The organism is Bacteroidota bacterium (assembly GCA_016699695.1).
GTDB lineage: Bacteria > Bacteroidota > Bacteroidia > Bacteroidales > UBA10428 > UBA10428.
The window spans coordinates 168174-190479 of the sequence record CP065006.1; the positions used below are offsets into that span (position 1 = coordinate 168174).

Annotated in this window: 22 protein-coding genes; 19 read left to right on the plus strand and 3 right to left on the minus strand. The window is 42.5% G+C overall.

The features are described from left to right. The first annotated feature begins 33 nt into the window (after positions 1-33). From IPM71_00710 to IPM71_00785, 16 genes are all read left to right on the plus strand, one after another. On the plus strand, positions 34-1719 hold the full coding sequence (locus IPM71_00710; protein ID QQS51276.1) for an NADPH-dependent assimilatory sulfite reductase hemoprotein subunit: 1686 nt from the start codon (positions 34-36) through the stop codon (positions 1717-1719). A gap of 14 nt (positions 1720-1733) precedes the next feature. Next, positions 1734-2204: a bifunctional precorrin-2 dehydrogenase/sirohydrochlorin ferrochelatase gene (locus tag IPM71_00715; protein ID QQS51277.1), complete on the plus strand. Its 471-nt coding sequence runs from the start codon at positions 1734-1736 to the stop codon at positions 2202-2204. Between the two features lie 75 nt (positions 2205-2279). After that, a complete protein-coding gene (gene cobA / locus IPM71_00720) occupies positions 2280-3947 on the plus strand; it encodes a uroporphyrinogen-III C-methyltransferase (protein QQS51278.1) in 1668 nt (555 codons plus the stop codon). A 68-nt stretch (positions 3948-4015) separates the two neighbouring features. Further along, positions 4016-4369 carry a hypothetical protein gene (locus tag IPM71_00725; GenBank protein ID QQS51279.1) on the plus strand — a complete coding sequence of 118 codons (354 nt, stop codon included), beginning with the start codon at positions 4016-4018 and terminating at the stop codon, positions 4367-4369. Between the two features lie 87 nt (positions 4370-4456). Beyond that, entirely contained in the window at positions 4457-5722 is a 1266-nt protein-coding gene (locus IPM71_00730; GenBank protein ID QQS51280.1) for a glutamyl-tRNA reductase, read from the plus strand. A 10-nt stretch (positions 5723-5732) separates the two neighbouring features. Continuing rightward, complete coding sequence (gene hemC, locus IPM71_00735; GenBank protein ID QQS51281.1) at positions 5733-6662, plus strand: hydroxymethylbilane synthase; 930 nt, start codon at positions 5733-5735, stop codon at positions 6660-6662. 10 nt (positions 6663-6672) lie between these two features. Then, positions 6673-7644 (plus strand): porphobilinogen synthase, encoded by a 972-nt coding sequence (hemB, locus tag IPM71_00740; GenBank protein QQS51282.1) that lies wholly within the window; start codon positions 6673-6675, stop codon positions 7642-7644. Positions 7645-7699: 55 nt separating this feature from the next. Continuing rightward, complete coding sequence (gene hemL, locus IPM71_00745) at positions 7700-8998, plus strand: glutamate-1-semialdehyde 2,1-aminomutase (protein QQS51283.1); 1299 nt, start codon at positions 7700-7702, stop codon at positions 8996-8998. Between the two features lie 14 nt (positions 8999-9012). Continuing rightward, on the plus strand, positions 9013-10062 hold the full coding sequence (hemE, locus tag IPM71_00750) for a uroporphyrinogen decarboxylase (protein QQS51284.1): 1050 nt from the start codon (positions 9013-9015) through the stop codon (positions 10060-10062). Positions 10063-10092: 30 nt separating this feature from the next. Further along, positions 10093-11463 (plus strand): oxygen-independent coproporphyrinogen III oxidase, encoded by a 1371-nt coding sequence (hemN, locus tag IPM71_00755; protein ID QQS52754.1) that lies wholly within the window; start codon positions 10093-10095, stop codon positions 11461-11463. A 9-nt stretch (positions 11464-11472) separates the two neighbouring features. Continuing rightward, positions 11473-12864, plus strand: coding sequence for a protoporphyrinogen oxidase (gene hemG / locus IPM71_00760; GenBank protein QQS51285.1), 1392 nt, complete (start codon positions 11473-11475; stop codon positions 12862-12864). Next, entirely contained in the window at positions 12864-13781 is a 918-nt protein-coding gene (gene hemF, locus IPM71_00765) for an oxygen-dependent coproporphyrinogen oxidase (protein QQS51286.1), read from the plus strand. Before hemG ends, hemF begins: the two co-directional genes overlap by 1 nt. A 25-nt stretch (positions 13782-13806) precedes the next feature. Then, complete coding sequence (gene hemH / locus IPM71_00770) at positions 13807-14814, plus strand: ferrochelatase (GenBank protein QQS51287.1); 1008 nt, start codon at positions 13807-13809, stop codon at positions 14812-14814. A 373-nt stretch (positions 14815-15187) separates the two neighbouring features. Further along, positions 15188-15754, plus strand: a complete 567-nt coding sequence (locus IPM71_00775; protein ID QQS51288.1) for a sigma-70 family RNA polymerase sigma factor — start codon at positions 15188-15190, stop codon at positions 15752-15754. Then, a complete protein-coding gene (locus tag IPM71_00780; GenBank protein QQS51289.1) occupies positions 15747-16232 on the plus strand; it encodes a hypothetical protein in 486 nt (161 codons plus the stop codon). The genes IPM71_00775 and IPM71_00780 overlap by 8 nt, the downstream gene beginning before the upstream one ends. Positions 16233-16286: 54 nt before the next feature. Next, positions 16287-17375: a hypothetical protein gene (locus IPM71_00785; protein ID QQS51290.1), complete on the plus strand. Its 1089-nt coding sequence runs from the start codon at positions 16287-16289 to the stop codon at positions 17373-17375. A gap of 54 nt (positions 17376-17429) precedes the next feature. On the opposite strand, the gene cysQ is transcribed toward IPM71_00785, so the two are convergent. Then, positions 17430-18251, minus strand: a complete 822-nt coding sequence (gene cysQ / locus IPM71_00790) for a 3'(2'),5'-bisphosphate nucleotidase CysQ (GenBank protein QQS51291.1) — start codon at positions 18249-18251, stop codon at positions 17430-17432. A 226-nt stretch (positions 18252-18477) separates the two neighbouring features. Here cysQ and IPM71_00795 point away from each other — a divergent pair, with 226 nt between their 5' ends. After that, on the plus strand, positions 18478-19938 hold the full coding sequence (locus IPM71_00795) for an aminoacyl-histidine dipeptidase (protein ID QQS51292.1): 1461 nt from the start codon (positions 18478-18480) through the stop codon (positions 19936-19938). A gap of 221 nt (positions 19939-20159) precedes the next feature. Here the strand turns inward: IPM71_00795 and IPM71_00800 are convergent, their stop codons facing one another. After that, positions 20160-20324 (minus strand): rubredoxin, encoded by a 165-nt coding sequence (locus IPM71_00800; protein ID QQS51293.1) that lies wholly within the window; start codon positions 20322-20324, stop codon positions 20160-20162. Positions 20325-20449: 125 nt separating this feature from the next. Here IPM71_00800 and IPM71_00805 point away from each other — a divergent pair, with 125 nt between their 5' ends. Together IPM71_00805 and IPM71_00810 are read left to right on the plus strand one after the other, a co-directional pair. Continuing rightward, complete coding sequence (locus tag IPM71_00805; protein ID QQS51294.1) at positions 20450-21223, plus strand: polyphosphate polymerase domain-containing protein; 774 nt, start codon at positions 20450-20452, stop codon at positions 21221-21223. After that, on the plus strand, positions 21195-21890 hold the full coding sequence (locus tag IPM71_00810) for a DUF4956 domain-containing protein (protein ID QQS51295.1): 696 nt from the start codon (positions 21195-21197) through the stop codon (positions 21888-21890). Before IPM71_00805 ends, IPM71_00810 begins: the two co-directional genes overlap by 29 nt. Positions 21891-21943: 53 nt before the next feature. Here the strand turns inward: IPM71_00810 and IPM71_00815 are convergent, their stop codons facing one another. Continuing rightward, complete coding sequence (locus tag IPM71_00815; GenBank protein QQS51296.1) at positions 21944-22267, minus strand: carboxypeptidase-like regulatory domain-containing protein; 324 nt, start codon at positions 22265-22267, stop codon at positions 21944-21946. Between the last annotated feature and the right edge of the window lie 39 nt (positions 22268-22306).

Below are 22306 nucleotides of genomic sequence, written 5' to 3' on the forward strand. Positions count from 1 at the left end.
CTTCTCTATGTAAAAGACTTAAGAATATAAAAAATGAGCCAACAAGAAATAAAACTATCGCCCGTCGAAGGTATTAAAACCAGGAGTAATTATCTGCGTGGCACCATTCGCGAAAGCCTGATTGATGAAATAACAGGCAGTATTGCTGCCGATGATACCCAATTAATCAAGTTTCATGGCATTTACCAACAAACAGCACGAGAACTTGAAGCAGAGCGTAAAAAACAAAAGCTCGAACCCTTGTATTCGTTTATGATAAGGGTGCGCCTGCCAGGGGGGTTCTCTACACCTCAGCAATGGCTCGAGATGGACCGCCTTTCGGATACCTATGCCAATGGCACCCTGAAACTAACCACCCGACAAGCTTTTCAATTTCACGGGGTTTTTAAAAAAGTGCTTAAACAACATATCCGGGAAATTAACAATTCCCTTCTCGATACCATTGCTGCCTGTGGCGATGTAAACCGCAATGTCATGTGCAGCCCGAACCCTGAGCGATCGGAATTGCATGCCGGTGCCTACGAATTTGCCAAAAAGATACATGAGCATTTAACCCCTGCTACCACAGCCTACCACGAAATATGGCTCGAAAAGCAATTAGTTGCCGGAGGAGAGGAAAGCGAAGACAACGAACCTATTTATGGAAAAACCTACCTGCCGCGTAAATTTAAAATTGCCATTGCTATTCCGCCCGATAACGATACCGATGTGTTTACCAACGACATCGGGCTTATTGCCATTGGCGATAAAAACGGACTTATAGGTTTTAATATTGCCGTAGGTGGCGGCATGGGCACTACTTTTGGCGACGACCGCACCCATCCCCGATTGGCAGATGTTATTGGATATTATAAAAAAGAGGATACCCTAAAAATTGTAGAGGAGATCGTTAAAATACAGCGCGATTTTGGAAACCGCGAGGACCGCAAGGTATCGCGCTTTAAATATACCATTGAGCGCAACGGCCTCGATTGGTTCAAGAATGAGCTGGAGAAACGCAGCGGAATAAAAGCCCTTGAAGCAAAGCCTTTTCAATTTACAACTACCACCGACCGTTATGGATGGGTACAAGCTGCCAACAATACCTGGCACTATACCCTATTCGTAGAAAACGGTCGGGTAAAAGACACCGAAAAAGTGAAAATGAAAACGGCGCTTCGCGAAATAGCCCGCATTCATCAAGGCGATTTCAGGCTTACAGGCAACCAGAATGTGATAATTGGCAATGTGCCCGCTTCTGAAAAGGAAAAAATTACCACACTTCTTCGTAAGTATCAGGTCGATGCAGAGAACAATTTCAGTCCCCTCCGGCTTTCTTCACTGGCCTGTGTGGCGCTTAATACCTGTACCTTAGCACATGCCGAAGCCGAAACTTATCTGCCTTCATTGGTAGATAAAATGGAACTATTGTTAGAAAAACACAAACTCGAAAAACAGGCAATTACCCTGCGTATGACGGGTTGCCCCAACGGATGTGCCCGTCCCTATAATTCTGAAATTGGCCTGGTGGGCCGTGCCCCAGGCATTTACAACCTTTATCTGGGCGGCAGCCACCTTGGTAAAAGGCTGAATGTATTGTACAAAGAAATGCTGAAAGAGGAAGATATTCTTAAGGAATTGGATTCTTTATTTGGGCAATACAGCCTTGAACGTCAGTCGCAAGAAGCTTTTGGCGATTTTGTAATCCGTAGGGGAATTGTGTATATTGGAGAGTTTTAACCCGACAGTTAACCATGAAATACGCAGAAAAAGAAATGAATTTTCTCCCCATAAGTCTTAACATCAGCCACAAGTTGATTGTGATTGTGGGAGGCGGAAGGGTGGCTTATCATAAGATTAAACTACTTCTGCCATTTACCAATCACATTAAGGTAATTGCCCGAGAAGTCTGTCAGGAATTAAGGGATTTGCATATACCCTTTATCGAAAAGGACTATATCGACTCCGATCTCGAAGATGCTTTTCTGGTTTATGCCTGCACTAACATTAAAAACTTGAACGAACAGGTATACCACGATGCCCACAAATTGGGTATTTTGGTGAACGTAGTCGATAATCCACCACTTTGCGATTTTGTGTCTCCCGCCATCTACAAAAAAGATCACATGACCGTGGCCGTGGGGTCTAATGCCCGCGATGTGTATGCTTCCATCCGATGGCGCGACCGTATCCGCAATTACCTGGAAAGTAACCCGGAAGAATGATATTCAAAAAAATCAGTAAAATCCATCCAAACTATATTGAGCCAATCGTAGTATCTTTGACTCCTACTCTATTCTATGACAACACAGCTGCTTACACAAGACGATACTTTGCATAGAAGCCTGGTTCAGCAGATGGCAGAGAAATTTTCTCAAGAAAAATTTTTACCGGCCTATTTGTTGGCTCCTGAAACAACTGAAATAACCAATAAGCATTTGGTATTAGAGCAGTTGCATGACCAGCTGTCTATATTAGACCTCGAAGCATTGCCATTTCCATTGCCCGAAAGCATTAAAGTAGTAGCAATACTTTCTTTCGATAAGAATCAGACCTATGCTGCCCTTTTGGCAAATGAAAGGGTTTTTGCGCATTATGAAAGATTCTGTTACTCATCCATTCAGCACACGTTCGGAAAAGTTTACCTGGTGGGTGCCGGGCAATGCAGCAAGGAGCTGCTTACGATCAAGGCCTATGAATTGCTCCAAAAAGCCGATATAATTTTTTACGACAGCCTCATCGACAACAGCATTCTGGAACTATCTCAAGCCGTAAAGGTGTTTGTTGGCAAGCGGGCTGCCAATCACTTTAAAGACCAGAAAGATATCAACCGATTGCTCTTTGAAGCCGCACTGAAACACTCTACCGTGATACGCCTGAAAGGTGGCGACCCCATGGTTTTTGGACATGCCGGCGAAGAAATTGCCTTTCTCGAAGCCCGCCAGATTCAGGTAGAAACAGTGCCGGGCATAAGCAGTGTATTAGGGGCTGCAGCACTGGCCAACCTACCCTTAACGCTTCGTAACATCAGTAATTCAGTTTCCTTTTGCAGCGGACACGAGCGGTCGAAAATTGAAGTACCCGACACCGATACCATCGTGTATTTTATGGGTGCAGGAAACCTTCGGGCCATTGCCAATGCTCTTCTGGAACACCAAAGGCCACAGGAGACTCCTCTTACCCTATTTTACAACATCGGTGGCCCTGACCAAGAAGTTTTTTATGAGACTATTCAGTCAATATTAAACCACAAAAAAGAATACAAAGCACCCCTGCTGGTCATAGCCGGCGAAGTTGGCAACCGGCATTGCTGGTACCAAGCCTTTCAATACAAACCAAAAATACTCTTTACCGGAACAAACCTTGGCAAATACGCCCATTTAGGGTACGTGTTTCATCAGCCTATGATTGAGCTCAGACCCTTAAAGGATTATACTGAAACAAACCGTGTGATTGAATCTATTGGCAGCTTTACCTGGCTGATTTTTACCAGTATGTATGCGGTAGATTATTTTCTGAAAAGATGGTTTGATCTTGGTAAAGATTCACGAAAACTTGCCCAGGTAAAAATTGCCTCAATCGGAGCGGTAACTACCGGGCGCCTCAGGGAATATGGCCTGCTGCCCGATCTTCAGGCCGCAGACGAATCGTCTGAAGGATTAGTAAGCTTGTTCAGTGAGCATGGCATTAAAGGGGCTAAAATACTGATACCGCGCTCGAACCTGGCTACGAACTTCCTGCCTGACACACTGGAGGAAATGGGCAATCAGGTTGTGAGACTTACGGTTTATGAAAATACATTTCCAGCCAATAACCAAAAAACAGAGGTAGAAAATTTTGATCAGGTAATATTTACATCGCCCTCTTGCGTAGACAATTTTATAAAGGTTTATGGCTCTCTGCCTCAAAAACCCGAAATTATATGCCGCGGAAAAGAAACCCAAAAACGGGTGGAACATTATCGATGAAAACTCATCAATTTCTTTTAAAGTATTGAAATAAAGCCTAAATTTGATTCCTACAAAATTGCTGGTAAATGTTTAGTTTCGGACAGTTTTCGCAATTTCTCCCTTTTGTCATTCTTGCCATCACCACTTTGGCCAGCTATACCACTGTGACCTACTCGCGCCATGCGATGAAAGTAGAAGATGAGGCTTGTGAGCAAAAAGAATTTGTGCTGGATGAAACACCTGAAATTCGGTCCGAAAAAATAGCTTCTTTTTTCCACTCTGATCACAATATAGTCAATCCATTGGATACTAATACAATAACTACTCAGCCAATAAACCAATCTTTCCATGGCATGAGTCCTCCAGGGATGAATAGTTACCTGGTGATGCTTCATAGTCCTGCCCTGCCATTTCTGCGGCCTCCTCCTGTTTGTTACTAGTTTGAAAGTACCTTGCTTTCGTCTTGGTTTTAACCTTGCAAGGTTGAACTTATCGCATTTATTTGTTTTACATAACAGACAGCATTCATGATAGGCGTTCTTGGCATCAACCATAAAACAGCAGCAATCGATATACGCGAAAAGTTTTCCATTCCCTCCGTTCAGGTAGCAGAATTCGGAGAACTTATACTTCAAAAAACCGAAATTACCGAAACGGTGATTCTTTCGACCTGCAACCGCACTGAGATCTATTACTACCATCAAAAAGCCTGCATTAAGCGAACCGACAAAATGCTGCGCGACCTGTTGCACCAGTATAAAAATATCAGCGAAGATTACTCAGAATATTTCTATACCCATTCCAACATCGATGCAGTGAACCACCTCTTCTCTGTTACTTCTGGCTTGGACAGCATGGTGCTTGGCGAAGACCAGATCGTAAACCAGGTAAAAGAGGCTTACTTGTTATGCACCAACCTCGCACTTACCGATGCGGTATTGATGCGTCTGTTTCAAAAGAATTTCGAAACGGCCAAAAAGGTACGAACCGAAACCAATATCCAGCATGGTGCCTCGTCGATTAGCTTTGTAGCCGTAGATAAATGCATGCAGTTGCTCCACAACAACTTAAAAGACAAGAAAGTTTTTATCATTGGAACTGGCAAAACCAGCCGGCTGGTGCTGGAGAAAATGAAAAAACAAGGCGTATCGAACTTTCTTTTTGCCAACCGTACTTTCGAATCGGCTGCACTGTTTGCCGAAAAAAACAATGGCTTTGCGGTAGATTTTGCAGACATTAAAAAGCACCTGAACGATTACGATATTGTAATTACTGCCACTGGTGCCGGCCATGTACTATTCGATAAAAACGATATCCATGGTACGCGGGCACAGGTTTTTATCGATCTGGCTGTTCCCCGCAACATTCACCCCAATGTATGTGAATGGCCCCAAGCAAGACTTATTACCATCGATAACCTGCAGGACGACCTTAAAAATACAGCCAACCTCCGTTACAACAGTCGGAAGGATGCCGAAATAATTATTGACCAGATGAGCGGTGAATTTTTTACCTGGGTCGATAACCGCTCGCTGCGGCCCGTGATAAAGGCTATCACCGAGAACATGCAGAAAATGCATCAGGTCGAAATAGAGGGTTACCGAGGCTGCTACGAGCCAGAAACCCTTAAAGCTATCGACGAGTACGCAGGCAGGCTTACACAGAAATACATTCGTACCCTCATAAAAAAACTTAAGGAATTGAATGAAAATGGCAATGCTGCCCATTCACTCAACATTATTAATCATCTTTTTGAATTCGACCTGAATGATAAATCCGATGTCAGTCAGTGATTTAACTCACATGAATAAACAAATCTTTCGCATCGGAACCCGGGGTAGCAAGTTGGCTATGTACCAGGCCGAAACCGTTAAAGATGCAATCGAACAAAGCTTCACTAAGTTGCAGGTTGAACTCTGTATCATCAAAACCAAAGGCGATATCATTCTCGATACCGCGCTTTCGAAAATTGGCGACAAAGGACTTTTTACGCGCGAAATTGAATTGGCCTTGCTCGATAGAAGCATCGATATTGCAGTGCACAGCCTGAAAGACCTTCCTACCACCCTGCCCGATGGACTGCATCTGGGTGCTGTACTTCCGCGTGGCGAAGTGCGTGATGCACTGGTGCATAAAAAAGGCAAAAAGCTTCACGAACTTAATCACGAAGACCTGATCGCCACTTCAAGTCTCAGGCGCATTGCCAGCTTGAAACACCTTAACCCCAATATACGGATAACCGATATTCGCGGAAATGTGAATACCCGGTTGGAGAAAATGCACAATGGTTTTTGTGACGGAATGATTATGGCTGCAGCAGGCCTGCAAAGACTGGGCTACGAAAAACACATTACCGAACTTATCGAACCGAATCATTTTTACCCGGCGGTGGCTCAAGGGGCTATTGCCATCGAATGCCGGATTGACGATCCTGAATCCAATCAGATGTTACAATCCATTAATCACCCTCACACGATGCTTGCAGTGCAGGCCGAGCGTTCCTTTCTGCAAAACCTCGAGGGTGGCTGCCAGATTCCGGCAGGTTGTTACAGTATAATTGGTAAGCAAACCATACAACTAAAGGCATTTATCGCCTCTCCAGGCGCAGAAGAATACCTTTCGGCTATGGTCGAAGGTACCCACGCCACAGCCCTGGAGCTTGGTAAGCAACTGGCCATGGCACTTAAAAACCTTGGTGGTGCTGAAATAATGAAACAAATAAGAACAAACTAAATAAAAGAGTATGCAATACCCACAACTTCGCATGCGGCGCCTGCGCAAAAATGCATCCATCCGCGATTTGGTGCGTGAAACCAGATTAAGTATGAACGACCTGGTAATGCCCCTGTTTGTGCGACCGGGAGAAGGTATCCGGAACGAAATACGGTCTATGCCCGGCAATTACCAGCAATCGGTCGATAAACTTACCGAAAACTGCGCTTCGCTTTATCAGAAAGGAGTTAAATCGGTTTTGCTTTTCGGCATACCCGAAACCAAAGACGAAACCGGCGAAGTGGCCTGTGGTCATAATAGCATAGTACAACAGGCTATCCGTTCCATTAAGCGCGAGGTGCCGGATTTATATGTGATTGCCGATATTTGCAATTGCGAGTATACTACCCATGGGCATTGCGGTACCATTATCAATGGCGACGTGGACAACGATGCCACCCTGCACACTCTGGCCAAACAAGCCATTTCGCTCTCTGAAGCTGGTGCCGACATGGTAGCACCCAGCGATATGATGGACGGCCGTGTGGGTTTTATCCGTCAGGCCCTCGATTCAAATGGATTTGATAGCATTCCTATAATGGCTTATTCTGCAAAATTTGCTTCAGCCTTCTATGGTCCTTTTCGCGATGCGGCAGAAAGTGCTCCTAAATTTGGCGACCGGAAAACCTACCAGATGGATCCTGCCAACGGCCAGGAAGCATTGCGTGAGATTGAGCTCGATATCATGGAAGGTGCAGATATTGTCATGGTGAAGCCTGCTCTCAGTTACCTCGATGTCATCAAGGAAGTAAAACTCAACTATAACATACCACTGGCAGCCTATAATGTCAGCGGTGAGTTTAGTATGGTGAAAGCAGCAGCTGCCAACGGATGGATTGACGAGCAACGCATTGCTCTCGAAATCCTTACCTCTATTAAAAGGGCGGGGGCCTCAATAATTTTGTCATACCACACGCAGGAACTGACCGGAATTCTGGACTAAAAGGTTTTTTGTACCATTACCTTTTAACAGAGTAAATTAAAAAAATCTGAACACCATGTTAGACCATAAAAATAGCATCGAAGCTTTTCAAAAAGCCATTCAGCATATTCCGGGTGGTGTAAATTCGCCCGTAAGGGCATTTAAAGGTGTAGGCGGAAATCCTGTGTTTTTTCAGCGTGGCACCGGTGCTTACCTCGACGATATTGACAACAACCGCTACATCGATTATGTAGGTTCCTGGGGACCCATGATTCTCGGCCACCGGCATCCCGAAGTGTTGGAAGCCCTTTCAAATACACTCGAAACAGGCACCAGCTTTGGCGCACCCACCCTAATAGAAACCCAACTTGCTGAATTGATAAAAAAAATGGTTCCCTCTGTAGAACTGGTGCGGATGGTGAATTCAGGTACCGAAGCTACCATGTCTGCTATTCGCCTCGCGCGGGGGTTCACAGGACGAAATAAAATAATCAAATTCGAAGGTTGCTACCATGGGCATGGCGACAGTTTTTTAATTAAAGCCGGATCGGGAGCCCTCACCCTTGGAACTCCTAATTCGCCCGGAGTAACCCCGGGAACAGCCCAGGATACCTTGTTAGCCGTATACAACGACACCGAAAGCATAGAACAGCTGTTTCAGCAACATGGAGAACAAATTGCCGGAGTAATTCTCGAACCTGTGACAGGCAATATGGGTGTGGTCATTCCAAAAACAGAGTTTATTCAAAGCCTGCGCCAGTTGTGCACTCAATACGGTGCCTTACTCATCTTCGATGAAGTAATGACTGGCTTTCGACTGGCCAAAGGTGGTGCACAAGAGTTGTTGGGAATAAAACCCGACTTAAGCACGTTTGGTAAAATTATCGGCGGCGGCCTTCCTGTGGGAGCTTATGGAGGCAAAAAAGAAATAATGGAAAAGCTTGCTCCCATTGGGCCAGTATACCAGGCCGGAACGCTTTCCGGTAATCCCATGGCAATGGCAGCCGGTTTGGCCACTTTAAAGATTCTGGACAGGGATGAATTATTTTACACTAAGCTTGAAGCAATTTCAGCTGAGCTGGAAAAAGGGCTGCTTTCTACCCTCGAACAATTAAGTTTCCCGGGTGTTGTGAATCGTGTGGGTTCAATGTTCACCTTGTTCTTCACCGAAAGTAAACAAGTAAAAAGCTTTAAAGAAGTAATGACCTGCAATACCTCGCATTATTCTTCATTTTTCCACTCTAGTCTGGAGGCTGGCATTTACCTCGCGCCCTCGCAATACGAGGCTGCATTTATTTCTGCCGCTCACAGCAAAGAAGATATTGAAAGAACCATTGAGGCAGCTTATACAGCCATTCAACAAATAAAAAAGTAAACATCAACTGTCACATGCCGGAACCGAATCAGAATTTGAAACCTCTATTATTAAAAACCCTTGCGGGAGAAGCCACCAGTCGCCCACCCTTTTGGTTTATGAGGCAGGCAGGAAGGGTTCTTCCCTCCTACATGGCTATTAAAGAAAAATACAGCTTCTGGCAAATGATGCAAACGCCCGAAATAGCTGCCCAGGTTACCCTTTTGCCTGTGGAGGACCTTGGGGTCGATGCGGCCATTTTATTTTCAGATATTCTGGTTATTCCCTACGCCATGGGTATGGGCCTCGATTTTACCGACAACGGCCCGCACTTCGATACCCCACTCTCGCTTTTTGCGGATCCTATGAGCAGATTGCATCCCGATTCTGAAAAACTGCAGTATATCTATAAAGCTATCGATCAGGTTATTATCACTAAACCTTCTGATATACCACTAATTGGATTCTGTGGGGCACCCTTAACTGTGTTGCTTTATATGTTACAAGGATTAAGCCGAAAGGCCGAATTTCCGGATGCGGTGAAATACATTTATGAAAATAAAAATACCACCCGGAAACTAGTCGAAGCCATAACGGAGCTATCCATAGTATACATTCGGGAACAAATAAAACATGGTGTGCAGGTCTTTCAGCTGTTTGAAAGTCATGCCGGACTTATACCACTCGAACTATATCGAGAGCTTTTTATGCCTTCGGTTTTAAAAATTTCGAAAGCTGTGAAAGAACAAAACGTGCCTTTTATATTTTTCCCAAAGGGATTTGGTGTGGGCATAAGAGAATTAACCCCGGAGCACTGCGATTATGTAAGCATCGACTGGCATACTCCGATCGAAATAGCACGCGAATTGGTGCATCCTGCCATTGGATTACAAGGTAACCTCGATCCGCGTGCCTTGTATGGCAATAAAGAACAGATTGAGAAGACCCTCGAAGCTTACCTGGATTTCGGACGTAATAACCAGAATTGGATTTTTAACCTGGGACATGGTTTTATGCCTGGTATTTCGTTCGAGAATGCCCGTTTTATGGCCGATTGGCTTAAAAATGCCAATTGGCAGCGCTAAATACTCTTATCCTCAGAAATTAAGATGAAAATTGATCGTTCACTCATTGAGAAATACAACCAGGCTGTGCCGAGGTACACCAGTTACCCACCTGCCAACTTTTTTACCGGTCAGATTGACAATTCCTCCTTTCTGGATATTGTAAAGGAATCAAACCGGAAAGAGCCCAAAAACATATCGATTTACATTCATATTCCTTTTTGCAACAGCCTTTGCTTTTATTGCGGCTGCAATTCAATTCCTGCAGGTACGCAGCATGCAATGGATGAATACCTCTCTGCCCTTAAAAAGGAAATGTCGATTGTGCTGCCCCTACTCGATAAAAACCGGATTGTGACACAACTCCATTACGGTGGTGGCACACCCAATGCCCTTCCTGTGTCGAAACTGATCGAAATTAACAGCTATCTATTCGGACAACTTAACTTCTCACCCTCGGCGGAAATTGCCATCGAATGCCACCCTGCATATTTAACTCCCGATTACATTCAGGGTTTGCATCTGGCTGGTTTTAATCGGTTTAGTCTTGGAATACAGGATTTCAACCCCCAGGTATTGAAGGCAGTGAACAGAAAACCATCCAAAATGCCCTTGCCAGAACTTATCAATGCCTTACAGGCCGGCAAGAATGTGACTTTCAACCTCGATTTTATTTATGGCCTTCCGCACCAAACTAAAGAGAGTTTTTTAAGCACCATACAACAGGCTGCTGAACTCAAACCCGACAGGCTGGTTACATTTTCTTATGCCCATGTACCATGGGTGAATCAGGCTCAATTAAAATTAGAGGCAGCTGGACTTCCGGATGGAAAACAAAAAATTGACATGACTGAGGCGGCTTATAACCTACTGGCAAAAAGAGGTTACAAATCCATTGGCATGGATCATTATGTGCTCGAAACGGACGAACTATACAAAGCGCAGCATGAAGGCACCTTGCATAGAAATTTTCAGGGATATTGTACCCGCGAAACCACCGGACAGGTTTATGCGTTTGGCGTTTCTGCTATTAGCCAGCTTAGTCATTTTTATGCCCAAAACACCAAAAATTTGCAGACTTATATATCCAAACTAAATGATGATATTATCCCTTTAGAAAAAACATATCAACTTAATGAAAAAGAATTTATTATACGCGAGGTAATAAACCAATTCATGTGCAATAAACGAATAGTCTGGCCAGAGATATCGGAACAGTTGAGAATACCGCAAAACAAGCTATTTGATTGCATTGAATTTGATCAGAATAGACTAAATGAATTTCAGGAGGAAGGAATTCTTACTTTCAATCCGGAGATGATTTGTATGGAAGAAAATGGATTACCCTTTCTGCGCAATGTGGCCGCCAGCTTTGACCCCCTGATGGCAAAAAACCAAAAAACTTTTTCAAAGGCCATTTAGCACCCGCATATGAACCAGACTGAAGAAAGAAAAGTTGTAATCGTTGGTGCCGGATTAAGCGGGTTAACACTAGGCTATTACCTTAAAAAGCAAGGCATTGATTTTATAATTCTTGAAAGAGAAAGTTTTGCGGGGGGTGTAATACAGTCTATCACCGAAAATGGGTTTACCTACGAAAAAGGGCCCAACACAGGGGTCCTGGGAAATCCTGAAGCAGCCGATCTTTTCGAAGACCTCTACCCTGCATGTCAATTAGAAACGGCTAATTCCGATGCAAAGAGACGACTGATTTGGAAACGTGGCAAATGGAATGCACTGCCATCCGGACTTATTTCGGCCATTGGCACTCCCTTGTTTACGCTAAAAGATAAATTGCGGATTCTCGGTGAACCATTTCGAAGAAAGGGAGATAACCCACTGGAAAGTGTAGCTGATTTAACAAAAAGACGGCTCGGCAAGTCCTTTCTCGATTATGCCATTGACCCCTTCATTGCAGGCATCTATGCAGGCGATCCACAAAAGCTGGTTACCAAATATGCATTGCCAAAGCTTTACAACCTCGAACAAACCTATGGAAGCTTGATTCGAGGTGGGATAAAGAAATCGGTAGAAAATAAAAAGGATGTTCGATTGAAAAAAGCCACCCGCGAAGTATTTTCGGTAAAAGGTGGTTTAACGCAAATGGTATTGGCACTCGAAAAGGCAGTTGGTAAAGAAAATATCATTTACAATGCGGCTTCAACATCCATCAATTTAATTAATGGTGGTTTTCATACTTCTTTTAGCCTTGGTAACATCAAACATAGTCTTCAGAGTCGTTTTGTAGTGACTACATCTGGAGCCTATACCCTTCCCGACTTATTGCCATATATCGAAAAAAGTATTCTGGAACCAATTACCAGCCTGGAATATGCCGCTGTGGCACAAATTGTTGTTGGGTATAAAGAGTGGTATGGCATGCCGTTAAACGCCTTTGGCGGACTTGTTCCTTCAGCTGAAAAGAAAAATATTTTAGGTATTCTATTTCCCTCTGCCTTGTTTACGCAGCGTGCACCAGAAGAAGGTGCCCTGCTTTCGGTATTTGTAGGCGGTACCCGTTTGACAAGTGCCCTCGAAATGTTAGATGAGGAACTGGAAGAACTGGTTGTGGTTAATGTAAATAGAATGCTAAATAACAACATATTACCCGATTTAATTAAGATATTCAGATACCCTCATGCCATACCTCAATATCAGGCTTCGAGCGAAGAAAGATTAGCGTGCATTCAGGACCTCCAAAAACGCTATCCGGGTCTTTTGCTTGCCGGAAATATTCGGGATGGTATAGGTATGGCCGACAGGATTAAGCAGGGAAAAAGCCTGGCACTTCAAATTGCTTCTGAAATTCTATCGCAAAAATAATGGCTACCTTTAATGACATCGCAGAGATTTATAGCCAGTTACAGCTTAAAATGTGCACTGTACTGGAAGAAGCAGACGGAAAGGCACACTTCAGGCTGAATCGCTGGGATAAGGAAATTGGAAACGGATTAACCGCAGTCATGCAACAAGGTAAGCACATCGAAAAGGCTGGGCTCAACTATTCGAAAGTTAGCGGACCGGTAAACACATCGCTTAAGCAAATTCTAGGGGAAGAAGCTAAATCCTATCAGGCTACCGGAATTTCCTCCATAATTCATGCACACAACCCTTACTTGCCGACTATACACATGAACGTCAGGTTTTTTTCACTTGATAACGGCACCTGCTGGTTTGGAGGCGGAATAGACCTTACTCCTGCTTACATCGATCTCAACCAGGCTGCAAGTTTTCATCGAAGAATTAAAGCCATTTGCGACAATTTTAATCCGCTTTTTTACGATAAATATAAAAAATGGGCAGATGATTACTTTTTCCTGCCTCACCGGAACGAAACCCGTGGCATTGGAGGAATTTTTTTCGACCGCCAGAAACCAGATGAGAAAGTAAGCCTGGAAGAATGGCTGGCTTTTACACAAGAACTGGCGCATCACTATCCCTTGATTTATATCGACTTAATTAAGCAGAATTCAGGCAAACCGTACGGCGATGAACAAAAAAACTGGCAAAAGATAAGACGTGGCAGGTATGTCGAATTCAACCTCTTATACGATCGCGGAACCCGGTTTGGACTTGAATCTGGAGGCAATACTGAATCAATTCTGATTAGCCTGCCTCCTGAGGTAAATTGGAGTTACGATTACCCACTTCCCGAAAACTCTCCGGAAATGATGACCCAGAATATGCTCAAAAAGAATATCGATTGGATATCCATGGCCATGTCTGAAGAGACTAAATAGTAATCATTTACTTTGAAAACAAAGCATGAAAACAGCCATAATACTTGCCAATGTAGGCACACCCGATAAGCCGGAACTAAAAGCCGTACGGCATTACCTTCACCAATTCCTGAACGACCCGAGGGTAATAGACCTGCCCTGGTTATGGAGGAAAATCCTCGTAAACCTGATTATTGTTCCATTCAGGGCACCTAAATCGACCCGCTTGTACCAAATGCTATGGGGTGCTAATGGCAGTCCATTATTACATTACAGCCTGCAAATACGGGATAAAATACAGAAAATGGTAACCGAAAATTGTGAGGTTTATACCACCATGCGATATGGGAATCCATCGCTGCAAACTGTGATTGATTCTTTAAAATATAAAAACTACGACCGCATCATTGTTTTCCCAATGTTTCCGCAATATGCAAGTTCCACTACTGGCACAATCAATGAACTTGTAATACATAGAATAAAGAAATGGAATATTATCCCAAACCTTGTATTTATTAACCAGTTTTATGAGCAACCGGATTTTATAAAGGCTTTTATTGCAAGGGCAAATACTTATCAACCCGATAAATTCGAACATGTGTTGTTCAGTTTTCATGGCTTGCCTTTACGGCACATTCAGCAATGTCACCCCGAGATTAAGTTAGATAATTGTAAGTGCACCTCGGTCATGCCTGCCCATGGCGGCTGGTGTTACAAAGCTCAGTGCTACCAAACAGCCAGGTTAATTGCAAGTGAACTTAAGCTCGAGCCAGATCAGTTTTCTGTAGGTTTTCAATCGAGGTTATCGAAAAACTGGCTACAACCCTTCAGCGATAAGCTCATTACCGAAAAAGCAAAACAAGGCCTGAAATCGCTTCTTGTCATTGCACCCTCTTTTGTGGCCGATTGCCTCGAAACCGAAGTAGAAATTGGAATGGAATACAAGCAATTGTTCCTGGAACATGGAGGCCAACACTTTGAAATGGTAGAAAGTCTGAATGATAGCAATGAATGGGCATTGGCTATAAAAAACATATTGTTAAAATATCTCTGAACAGAAATCTCTGTGTGAACCTAATTCTCTGACTTTAAAGTCAAAAAGACTTCTTCGAAAAAAAAACAGGATTTATGGGGTTACCTTTTTCGATGTTCCAGAATAAAGTCTTGGAAGTTATCTCTACAATTGCGTTGACATTTTAACTAGTTCTGAGATTTTTTGTTCGTATAGCGATTTCAACATAAGCCCTGTACAACAGTTATTTTTAAGTTATCCGTAATCCCATTAGTAGATTCAAGATTTCAGAGAGAAATAACTTCCGCCTCATTCGCCCCTCGTCAAGGGGCGTTTTTTTTCCACAGAAAAAAACTTCACTTTTTCTTATCTTTAATGCAGCATCTAACCATTTGGCTCGTCATTAGATATAGAAATGACTGAAAAAACAGAATCCCAACATTTCCAGCAGCATCTTGAACTAATAGAGGCATGCAGAAAAAACGACACCAAGGCACAGATTGAAGTGTACAGGTTCTATTGCAAAGCCATGTTCAACGTGTGTTTGAGGTTGGTAAAAAATTCGGTTGAAGCAGAAGACCTGATGCAGGAAGCATTTATTTCGGCCTTTGAAAAATTGGATCAGTACAGAGCAGAGGTGAGTTTTGGCGCATGGTTGAAAAAAATAGTAATCAATAAATGCATCGACTTTTTAAAAAAGAAAAAAATTCAGTTTGTTGAACTTGACGAAGCAAATAGATTGGAAGAAGATATTGAACCCGATAATCTTGAAGGGTTGACCAGGGAAATAGAGAAAATTAAAACAGAAATTAATCTTTTACCAGATGGATACCGCACCGTTCTTAATCTCTTTGTCTTCGAAGGTTACGATCACGACGAAATCGCACAGATACTTGGTATCGCCGCCTCCACCTCGCGATCGCAATATGCCAGGGCAAAAGCCATTTTGTATAAAAAGCTAAAAGAACAGCACCATGAATAATTTCGAAGAATACCTCCAACAAGCAGACAGCAACATGGCTGAACCACCAGCGGGCCATTTGCGAAGGTTTGAGCAGAGAATAAATTCGCAAAGCTCAGGTAAAAGCATCCTTCTATTCTACCGTATTGGTTACGCCGCTGCCATTCTAATATTAATTGCAGTATTGGCTGTGCGCATTCACGATCAAAATCGCGAAACAGAGCTTATTCTGGCAACCCAAGGCGAAGAATTGGTAGAGTCAGAATTGTACTTAAAGAAAATAGCCAATGAGAAAATCATTCAGATAAAAGCTTCAGGTGCAAGCCATAAAGAGTTTACCAGAGTAATCAGGGAGTTTGACAAGTCGTTGCAAAACCTGAAGAAAGACCTGGAAGAAGCCCCGGGAGACAAGCGAGTGGTTGAGGCTGTTTTTAATACTTACATGCTGAAAATAGAAACCCTCGACAATCTTTTATCCATTTACAATACTGTCGGATAGCAGTTTAATTTATCCACTAAATAATTGAAAAGAAATAAATAAAAAATAATTACCATGAAAACAGCATCGAGAACACAATGGATTTTGCTGGCTGGCTTTTTAGCACTCACTTTGAGTATCAGACCGGCAGTGGCGCAGGAAAAGGTAGGTAAAGAGGTACACGAAACCTTTTCTGTAAACGAGCAAACACGCCTCACTATCAACAATAAATACGGTAGCATCGACGTAAAAAACTGGGATCAGAAAACTGTAGATGTGAGAGTAAAGTTAATCTTTACCGATGTCTCTGATAAAAGAGCCCAGGAACTTTCCAAATTGATATTGATTGAAAACCATAGTCAGGGCAACGATATAAGTTTCGAAACTGTTTTTGATGCCAATTTTGGTGAAAGTATCTCGCAGTTAAGCGATGCAGGTAAGCAATTTAAAATAGTGTATACCATTAATATGCCCCATACCGTACCGGCTAATTTGAGCAATAAGTATGGAAGTATCTTTGTCGATAAACTGAGCAGGGCGTCTGTAATCGATTTAAAATACGGAAGTCTGAAGGTCAATGACATTTCTTCGATTGAAAAATCGCCCATGTCAGAAGTGAACATGGCTTATTCCGATGGCACCATAGAAACTAGTAGCTGGCTGAAGATCAATATGAAATATTCTAAACTAAACATTCAGGAAAGCAAGGCTCTTATCATTTTAAGTAAATATTCGAAAGTGTTTATCGACCGCGGTTCCTCTGTAATTTCTGAAGCCCGCTACGATACTTACGAAGTTGGAACAGTGGCCAACATGGTGACCAATGCCGAATATTCGAATTTCAAATTCCAGAGCATAGGAAAAAAACTGAACACCGAAACCAAATATACCGATGTCAAAATAGCCTTTATGCCAGCCGGGTTCGAAGAAATTAAAATCATAAACCGCTATGGCTCTTATTCGGTGGGGCTGGAAGATGGCGCTTCTTATAAACTAAATGGTTTAGCTAATTATGGCAACATCATTATTTCCGACAATGCCCGGGTGAATCGATTCAATGAATCGAACGAATTGAGGCTCGAAGGGAAGGTTGGCTCAAACCAGAACTCTACTGCCCAGGTTACCATCGATACCAAATACGGTACTGTAAAATTAACCAAATAAGGAAAATCAGAACCCATGTGGCCTTTAGCCCGCCACATGGGTTTATTCTTTTTACTATCCGGGTAAAAAATCTTCTATCGAGGGGTTAAAAGCAACAAACCAGGTATTTAGTAAACTCTCCTTATTGTAGTGCATTTTTCCATAACCCGGATAGGTTGCCAACCTGCAACCAGCCTCTTCAAGAATTGCATGTCCGGCGGCAATATCCCATTCCATGGTGTTACCCATACGCGGATAAATATGAGCCACACCTTCGGCCAGCTTACAAAGCTTTAATGAGCTTCCATATTGCTGAATTTCTATCTCCTCGGGTTTCACCGAGAGATTTCGAATAAAATCTGATGTTTCGCTGCTTAGGTGACTTTTACTGGCAACCACTATGGTTTTATTCACGATTTTTGTACAAGGCAAACTAATTGCTAATTGAAAAGCTTCTTCCAAGACAAGGGCTGATGCCTTCTCTATTTTAAAGGCACCGCTCCCTTTCACTGAATAATACAAAACATCATGCACAGGAACATACACTACCCCCATCACCGGAGCGCCATGCTCCACCAGTGCAATGTTTACTGTATACTCCCCTCTGTTTTGAATAAATTCACGCGTACCATCAAGCGGATCTACAAGCCATACCTGAGCCCAGTTTCTTCTTTGCTGAAAATCGGGTAACGGGCTTTCTTCACTTATAATAGGAATTTGAGTGGTTTGAAGGTAGCTTTCAATAATCCGGTTCGATTCTAAATCGGCAAGTGTGAGCGGAGACTGATCGGCCTTAAAGCTATGACCTGCCTGTTTTCCAAAATACTCAAGCGTAGCCTTTCCAGCTTCAATTGCGGCTTTCTTAACTAGCCCTAACCATTGTTTGTGCAATGCCATCAATCTGTTTAGAATTAATCTCGCATAAAGATGCGAAAGCCTTCGAAATAATCATAAAGTTTTCATTTATGTTTGGCCAAAGACATTTTAATCACAATCCAGGGTAAACAGCTATGCGCCAAAAAACACTTTTTTCAACCTGATTAAAAGCCATTTTTAACATGAGATTAATTTAACGTAAATTAAAAATGAATTTAGTATTTTAGTACGCCAAGAAAAACTAAAAATGAGCCAGCTTACCTCTTTACAACCCACTTTATTGTGGAAATATTTCGATGCCATCCTTAAAATCCCCCGTCCTTCGAAGAAAGAAGAAAAGATTATTGCGTACCTTGAAAATTTTGCACTCGAAAACAACCTCGATTACAAAAAGGATGCAATCGGCAATATGCTGATAAAAAAAGCTGCCACCAAAGGGAAAGAACGGGTAAAAACGGTTGTGCTTCAAAGCCATGTTGACATGGTATGCGAAAAAAACAGCAACGTCAGGCACAACTTCGATACCGATCCAATTAAGCCGCTTATCGAAGGCGATTGGGTAAAAGCCAGTGGCACAACCCTGGGAGCTGACAATGGCATTGGGGTAGCCACTTCATTAGCCGTACTTGCCAATAAATCGCTTGTGCATGGTCCTATTGAATGCCTCTTTACAGTTGATGAAGAAACAGGGCTCACCGGTGCACATAAGTTGGAAAAAGACTTCTTTTCGGGCAAAATACTCATCAACCTCGATTCGGAAGATGAAGGCGAAATTTTTATTGGCTGTGCCGGGGGTATTGATACTTTAATTTCCTTTCCACTGAAATATACTAAGCCTCCAAAGAAATGGTCGACTTATCAAGTAAGTATTCGTGGGCTTAAGGGTGGGCATTCTGGCGATGACATTAACAAAGGGCTGGCTAATGCTAACAAATTACTTACACGCCTGCTGTGGACAGCCAGAAAAGATTTCGGGCTGCTTCTCTCCGATTTTCAGGGCGGAAACCTTCGTAACGCTATTCCGCGCGAAGCCAATGCTCTGGTTACATTGGACGCATTAAATGCTAAAAGCTTTGAAAAATATGTTGCCCGCTTCGAAAAAATGGTAAGAAATGAATTTTCGTATACTGAACCTGATTTATCAGTAAAACTGGAAGCACACAAACCACTTAAGAAAGTGTTGAAAAATAAGGTTTCTTCTCAATTGCTCAATGCCCTATACGCCTGCCCTAACGGAGTTATGGCCATGAGTCAGACCGTTCCAGGACTGGTTGAAACCTCCACCAACCTTGCTTCGGTACATTTTAAGGAGCCTGATATTGCTGAAATTGTCACCAGCCAACGAAGCTCTGTCGAATCGGCTAAACTGGATACCATGAACCGTGTAATCAGTACTTTTTCCTTAACAGAGGCCACTATTCGTCATTCCGACAGCTATCCGGGATGGACTCCTAATCCAAACTCTGATGTGCTTAGGTTGGCCCAAAATGTGTATCAAACTCTATTCTCCGAGCAAGCCAAAGTAAAAGCTATTCATGCAGGGCTGGAATGCGGATTGTTCCTCGAAAAATATCCCGATCTTGATATGATTTCCATTGGTCCTACCATGCGTGGCGTGCACTCACCCGACGAACGCCTTCATATTGCATCGGTAGAAAAATTCTGGGCATTCTTTTTAAAGATTTTAGAAGAAATTCCCGAAGAATGAAGCTCCCCGCAGCAAACTGACGGGGTATCTGCAAAGGATTTTATTTTGTTCGCCACAAGAGGCGGGGTATTTACCCACGCACCAATTTCAGTCCCGATGTAAATCAGAATTCGACTATAAAATTTCTTTTCGTGAACTCATGAAATTTAAGTCTCACGAATAAAAAAGTTAACATATTTCAATACCAGAGCAGCTCAAAGAGATTACTCTACGTATTAAAATTACTCGTCGAGTGGCTCAAAATCAGCTTTCGATACCCCGCACACAGGGCATTCCCAATCATCTGGTATATCTTCGAATGCCGTACCGGGCTTTATACCCGAGTCTGGGTCTCCTTCAACCGGATCATAAACAAGACCGCAAACAATGCATTGATATTTTTTCATAAAACAGCCAATATTAAATTAAGGTTACTTATTATTGCTAATCTTGTAGTAGAAACAGATTAAGCAACGAATTTAATTTATTTAAACCACTTGATTTAAATTTTCGTATCAACAAAAAAAACAAAATGCCTCTCGCTAGTCTTGCAAATAGTTTTAACCCTATCAGTCTGGAAGAAATGGACCGGGTAAAACTTATGAACCGCACCGACACAAAATATGTTTTGAACGAAGAAATACTCATGGAAATTCTTTGCGCCGTAAAAGACGATTATTACATTCTGCAGATGGAAAACAGCCGAATATTTCCATATGAATCGCTTTATTACGATACGGTGAAGAACGAAATGTACCATGCCCACCACAATGGAAAACCTAACCGGCATAAAATCCGCTTCAGAAAATACCTTCAGAGCAACCACACCTTCTTAGAAATCAAGCAAAAGGTAAAAGGTTCGCGCACTATCAAGAAACGCATTCTTGTGGAAAACCTCGAAATTTCGCTACTCGAAAACTCGAAATCCTTTATTATGAAGCATACTCCCTTCGATGCTGAGCTACTCGAATCGAAGCTTTACACCCGCTTCAACCGAATGACCTTGACAGATAAAATGCATACCGAAAGAGTAACCATCGATACCCACATCGATTTTTACTTCCAAAATCACGATACCTTCCAGCTGAACAATTGTGTGGTGATTGAAATTAAACGCGACGAAAACTCCCTGCATTCAGCCATCGGCAGCTATTTAAACCAAAAAGGAATACACCCGAATGGCATGAGCAAATATTGCCTCGGCAGGGCGCTGATCGAAAGTAACCTGAAGAAAAATAACTTTAAACGAAAAATAATTACATTAAAAAATATTGAGCATGGTAAATTTTATAGCCGAAGCATCTAGTATATTCGACACCCAATTGTTTGGAATCAAACTAATCGAGAAAGTAGAATTTACAGAACTTGTTGTTCGTTTTCTCTTTAATTTACTCATTGTTACAATTGCAGTAAGGTTTCTGTATTACCCCAGTACCAAGCGCAAAGATTATCTCTTTACCTACATACTTATCAGTACAGTCATCTTTTTATTGTGCATCCTGCTCGATAATGTAAAACTTCAGATTGGTTTTGCCCTGGGGCTATTTGCTATTTTTGGCATTATCCGTTACCGAACCAATCCAATACCGATTAAAGAAATGACCTACCTGTTTTTGGTCATTGGCATATCGGTAATCAATGCCCTGGCCAACAAAAAAGTAAGTTATGCCGAATTGCTGTTCACCAATTTCAGTGTATTGATCATTGCCCTGATATTGGAAAAAGTAAACCTGGTAAAACACGAATCGTCGAAAATCGTGGAATACGAAAAAATTGAGCTAATTAAAAAAGACAGAAGAGAAGAACTGATTGCTGACCTTGAAGAAAGAACAGGCATTAAAATTAACCGCATCGAAATTGGTCGTATCAACTTTCTGCGCGATACAGTGCGCATTCGCATACATTATTACGAAGAAAACAATGCCTCTGTCTTTAATGTCGACGACTATGGCCAGGGCGACCTTGCCGATTAAGCATAAAAAAAGGCCGGTAAAAACCGGCCTTTTTTATCTATTTTCTTGTTGACTTATTTGCTTAAAAGTGCAATTTCAACTTGCTTGTTTACTGTTTCAATTTCTACAACTTCTGTATTGTAGCTCACATAAGTTGCTTCCAATTTAATTGCACTACCCAATGAGACATTCTCGAAAGTAAACCTTCCATCAAAATCGGTAAAGCGGGTTTCGCCGTTTGCAGTGATAGCAACGCCTGCCAGGGCTTCACCATTCTCAGCATCGACAACCACTCCGTTAAGTGTGGTTTTTCCTTCTGCACTACCTTCTACTTCCTCACCTGCCATTAAAGAAAGACTGAACATTACTGCCAGACTTAAAATAAATAATTTTTTCATAAATACTTTTTTATATGCAGCAAAGGTAGGGCAAGCAAA

What these genes read in the sequence shown, in the direction of transcription:
- IPM71_00710 (QQS51276.1), top strand. Translation starts at nt 34, where the DNA reads ATGAGCCAACAAGAAATAAAACTATCGCCCGTCGAAGGTATTAAAACC.
- IPM71_00715 (QQS51277.1), top strand. Translation starts at nt 1,734, where the DNA reads ATGAAATACGCAGAAAAAGAAATGAATTTTCTCCCCATAAGTCTTAAC.
- cobA (QQS51278.1), top strand. Translation starts at nt 2,280, where the DNA reads ATGACAACACAGCTGCTTACACAAGACGATACTTTGCATAGAAGCCTG.
- IPM71_00725 (QQS51279.1), top strand. Translation starts at nt 4,016, where the DNA reads ATGTTTAGTTTCGGACAGTTTTCGCAATTTCTCCCTTTTGTCATTCTT.
- IPM71_00730 (QQS51280.1), top strand. Translation starts at nt 4,457, where the DNA reads ATGATAGGCGTTCTTGGCATCAACCATAAAACAGCAGCAATCGATATA.
- hemC (QQS51281.1), top strand. Translation starts at nt 5,733, where the DNA reads ATGAATAAACAAATCTTTCGCATCGGAACCCGGGGTAGCAAGTTGGCT.
- hemB (QQS51282.1), top strand. Translation starts at nt 6,673, where the DNA reads ATGCAATACCCACAACTTCGCATGCGGCGCCTGCGCAAAAATGCATCC.
- hemL (QQS51283.1), top strand. Translation starts at nt 7,700, where the DNA reads ATGTTAGACCATAAAAATAGCATCGAAGCTTTTCAAAAAGCCATTCAG.
- hemE (QQS51284.1), top strand. Translation starts at nt 9,013, where the DNA reads ATGCCGGAACCGAATCAGAATTTGAAACCTCTATTATTAAAAACCCTT.
- hemG (QQS51285.1), top strand. Translation starts at nt 11,473, where the DNA reads ATGAACCAGACTGAAGAAAGAAAAGTTGTAATCGTTGGTGCCGGATTA.
- hemF (QQS51286.1), top strand. Translation starts at nt 12,864, where the DNA reads ATGGCTACCTTTAATGACATCGCAGAGATTTATAGCCAGTTACAGCTT.
- hemH (QQS51287.1), top strand. Translation starts at nt 13,807, where the DNA reads ATGAAAACAGCCATAATACTTGCCAATGTAGGCACACCCGATAAGCCG.
- IPM71_00775 (QQS51288.1), top strand. Translation starts at nt 15,188, where the DNA reads ATGACTGAAAAAACAGAATCCCAACATTTCCAGCAGCATCTTGAACTA.
- IPM71_00780 (QQS51289.1), top strand. Translation starts at nt 15,747, where the DNA reads ATGAATAATTTCGAAGAATACCTCCAACAAGCAGACAGCAACATGGCT.
- IPM71_00785 (QQS51290.1), top strand. Translation starts at nt 16,287, where the DNA reads ATGAAAACAGCATCGAGAACACAATGGATTTTGCTGGCTGGCTTTTTA.
- cysQ (QQS51291.1), bottom strand. Translation starts at nt 18,251, where the DNA reads ATGGCATTGCACAAACAATGGTTAGGGCTAGTTAAGAAAGCCGCAATT.
- IPM71_00795 (QQS51292.1), top strand. Translation starts at nt 18,478, where the DNA reads ATGAGCCAGCTTACCTCTTTACAACCCACTTTATTGTGGAAATATTTC.
- IPM71_00800 (QQS51293.1), bottom strand. Translation starts at nt 20,324, where the DNA reads ATGAAAAAATATCAATGCATTGTTTGCGGTCTTGTTTATGATCCGGTT.
- IPM71_00805 (QQS51294.1), top strand. Translation starts at nt 20,450, where the DNA reads ATGCCTCTCGCTAGTCTTGCAAATAGTTTTAACCCTATCAGTCTGGAA.
- IPM71_00810 (QQS51295.1), top strand. Translation starts at nt 21,195, where the DNA reads ATGGTAAATTTTATAGCCGAAGCATCTAGTATATTCGACACCCAATTG.
- IPM71_00815 (QQS51296.1), bottom strand. Translation starts at nt 22,267, where the DNA reads ATGAAAAAATTATTTATTTTAAGTCTGGCAGTAATGTTCAGTCTTTCT.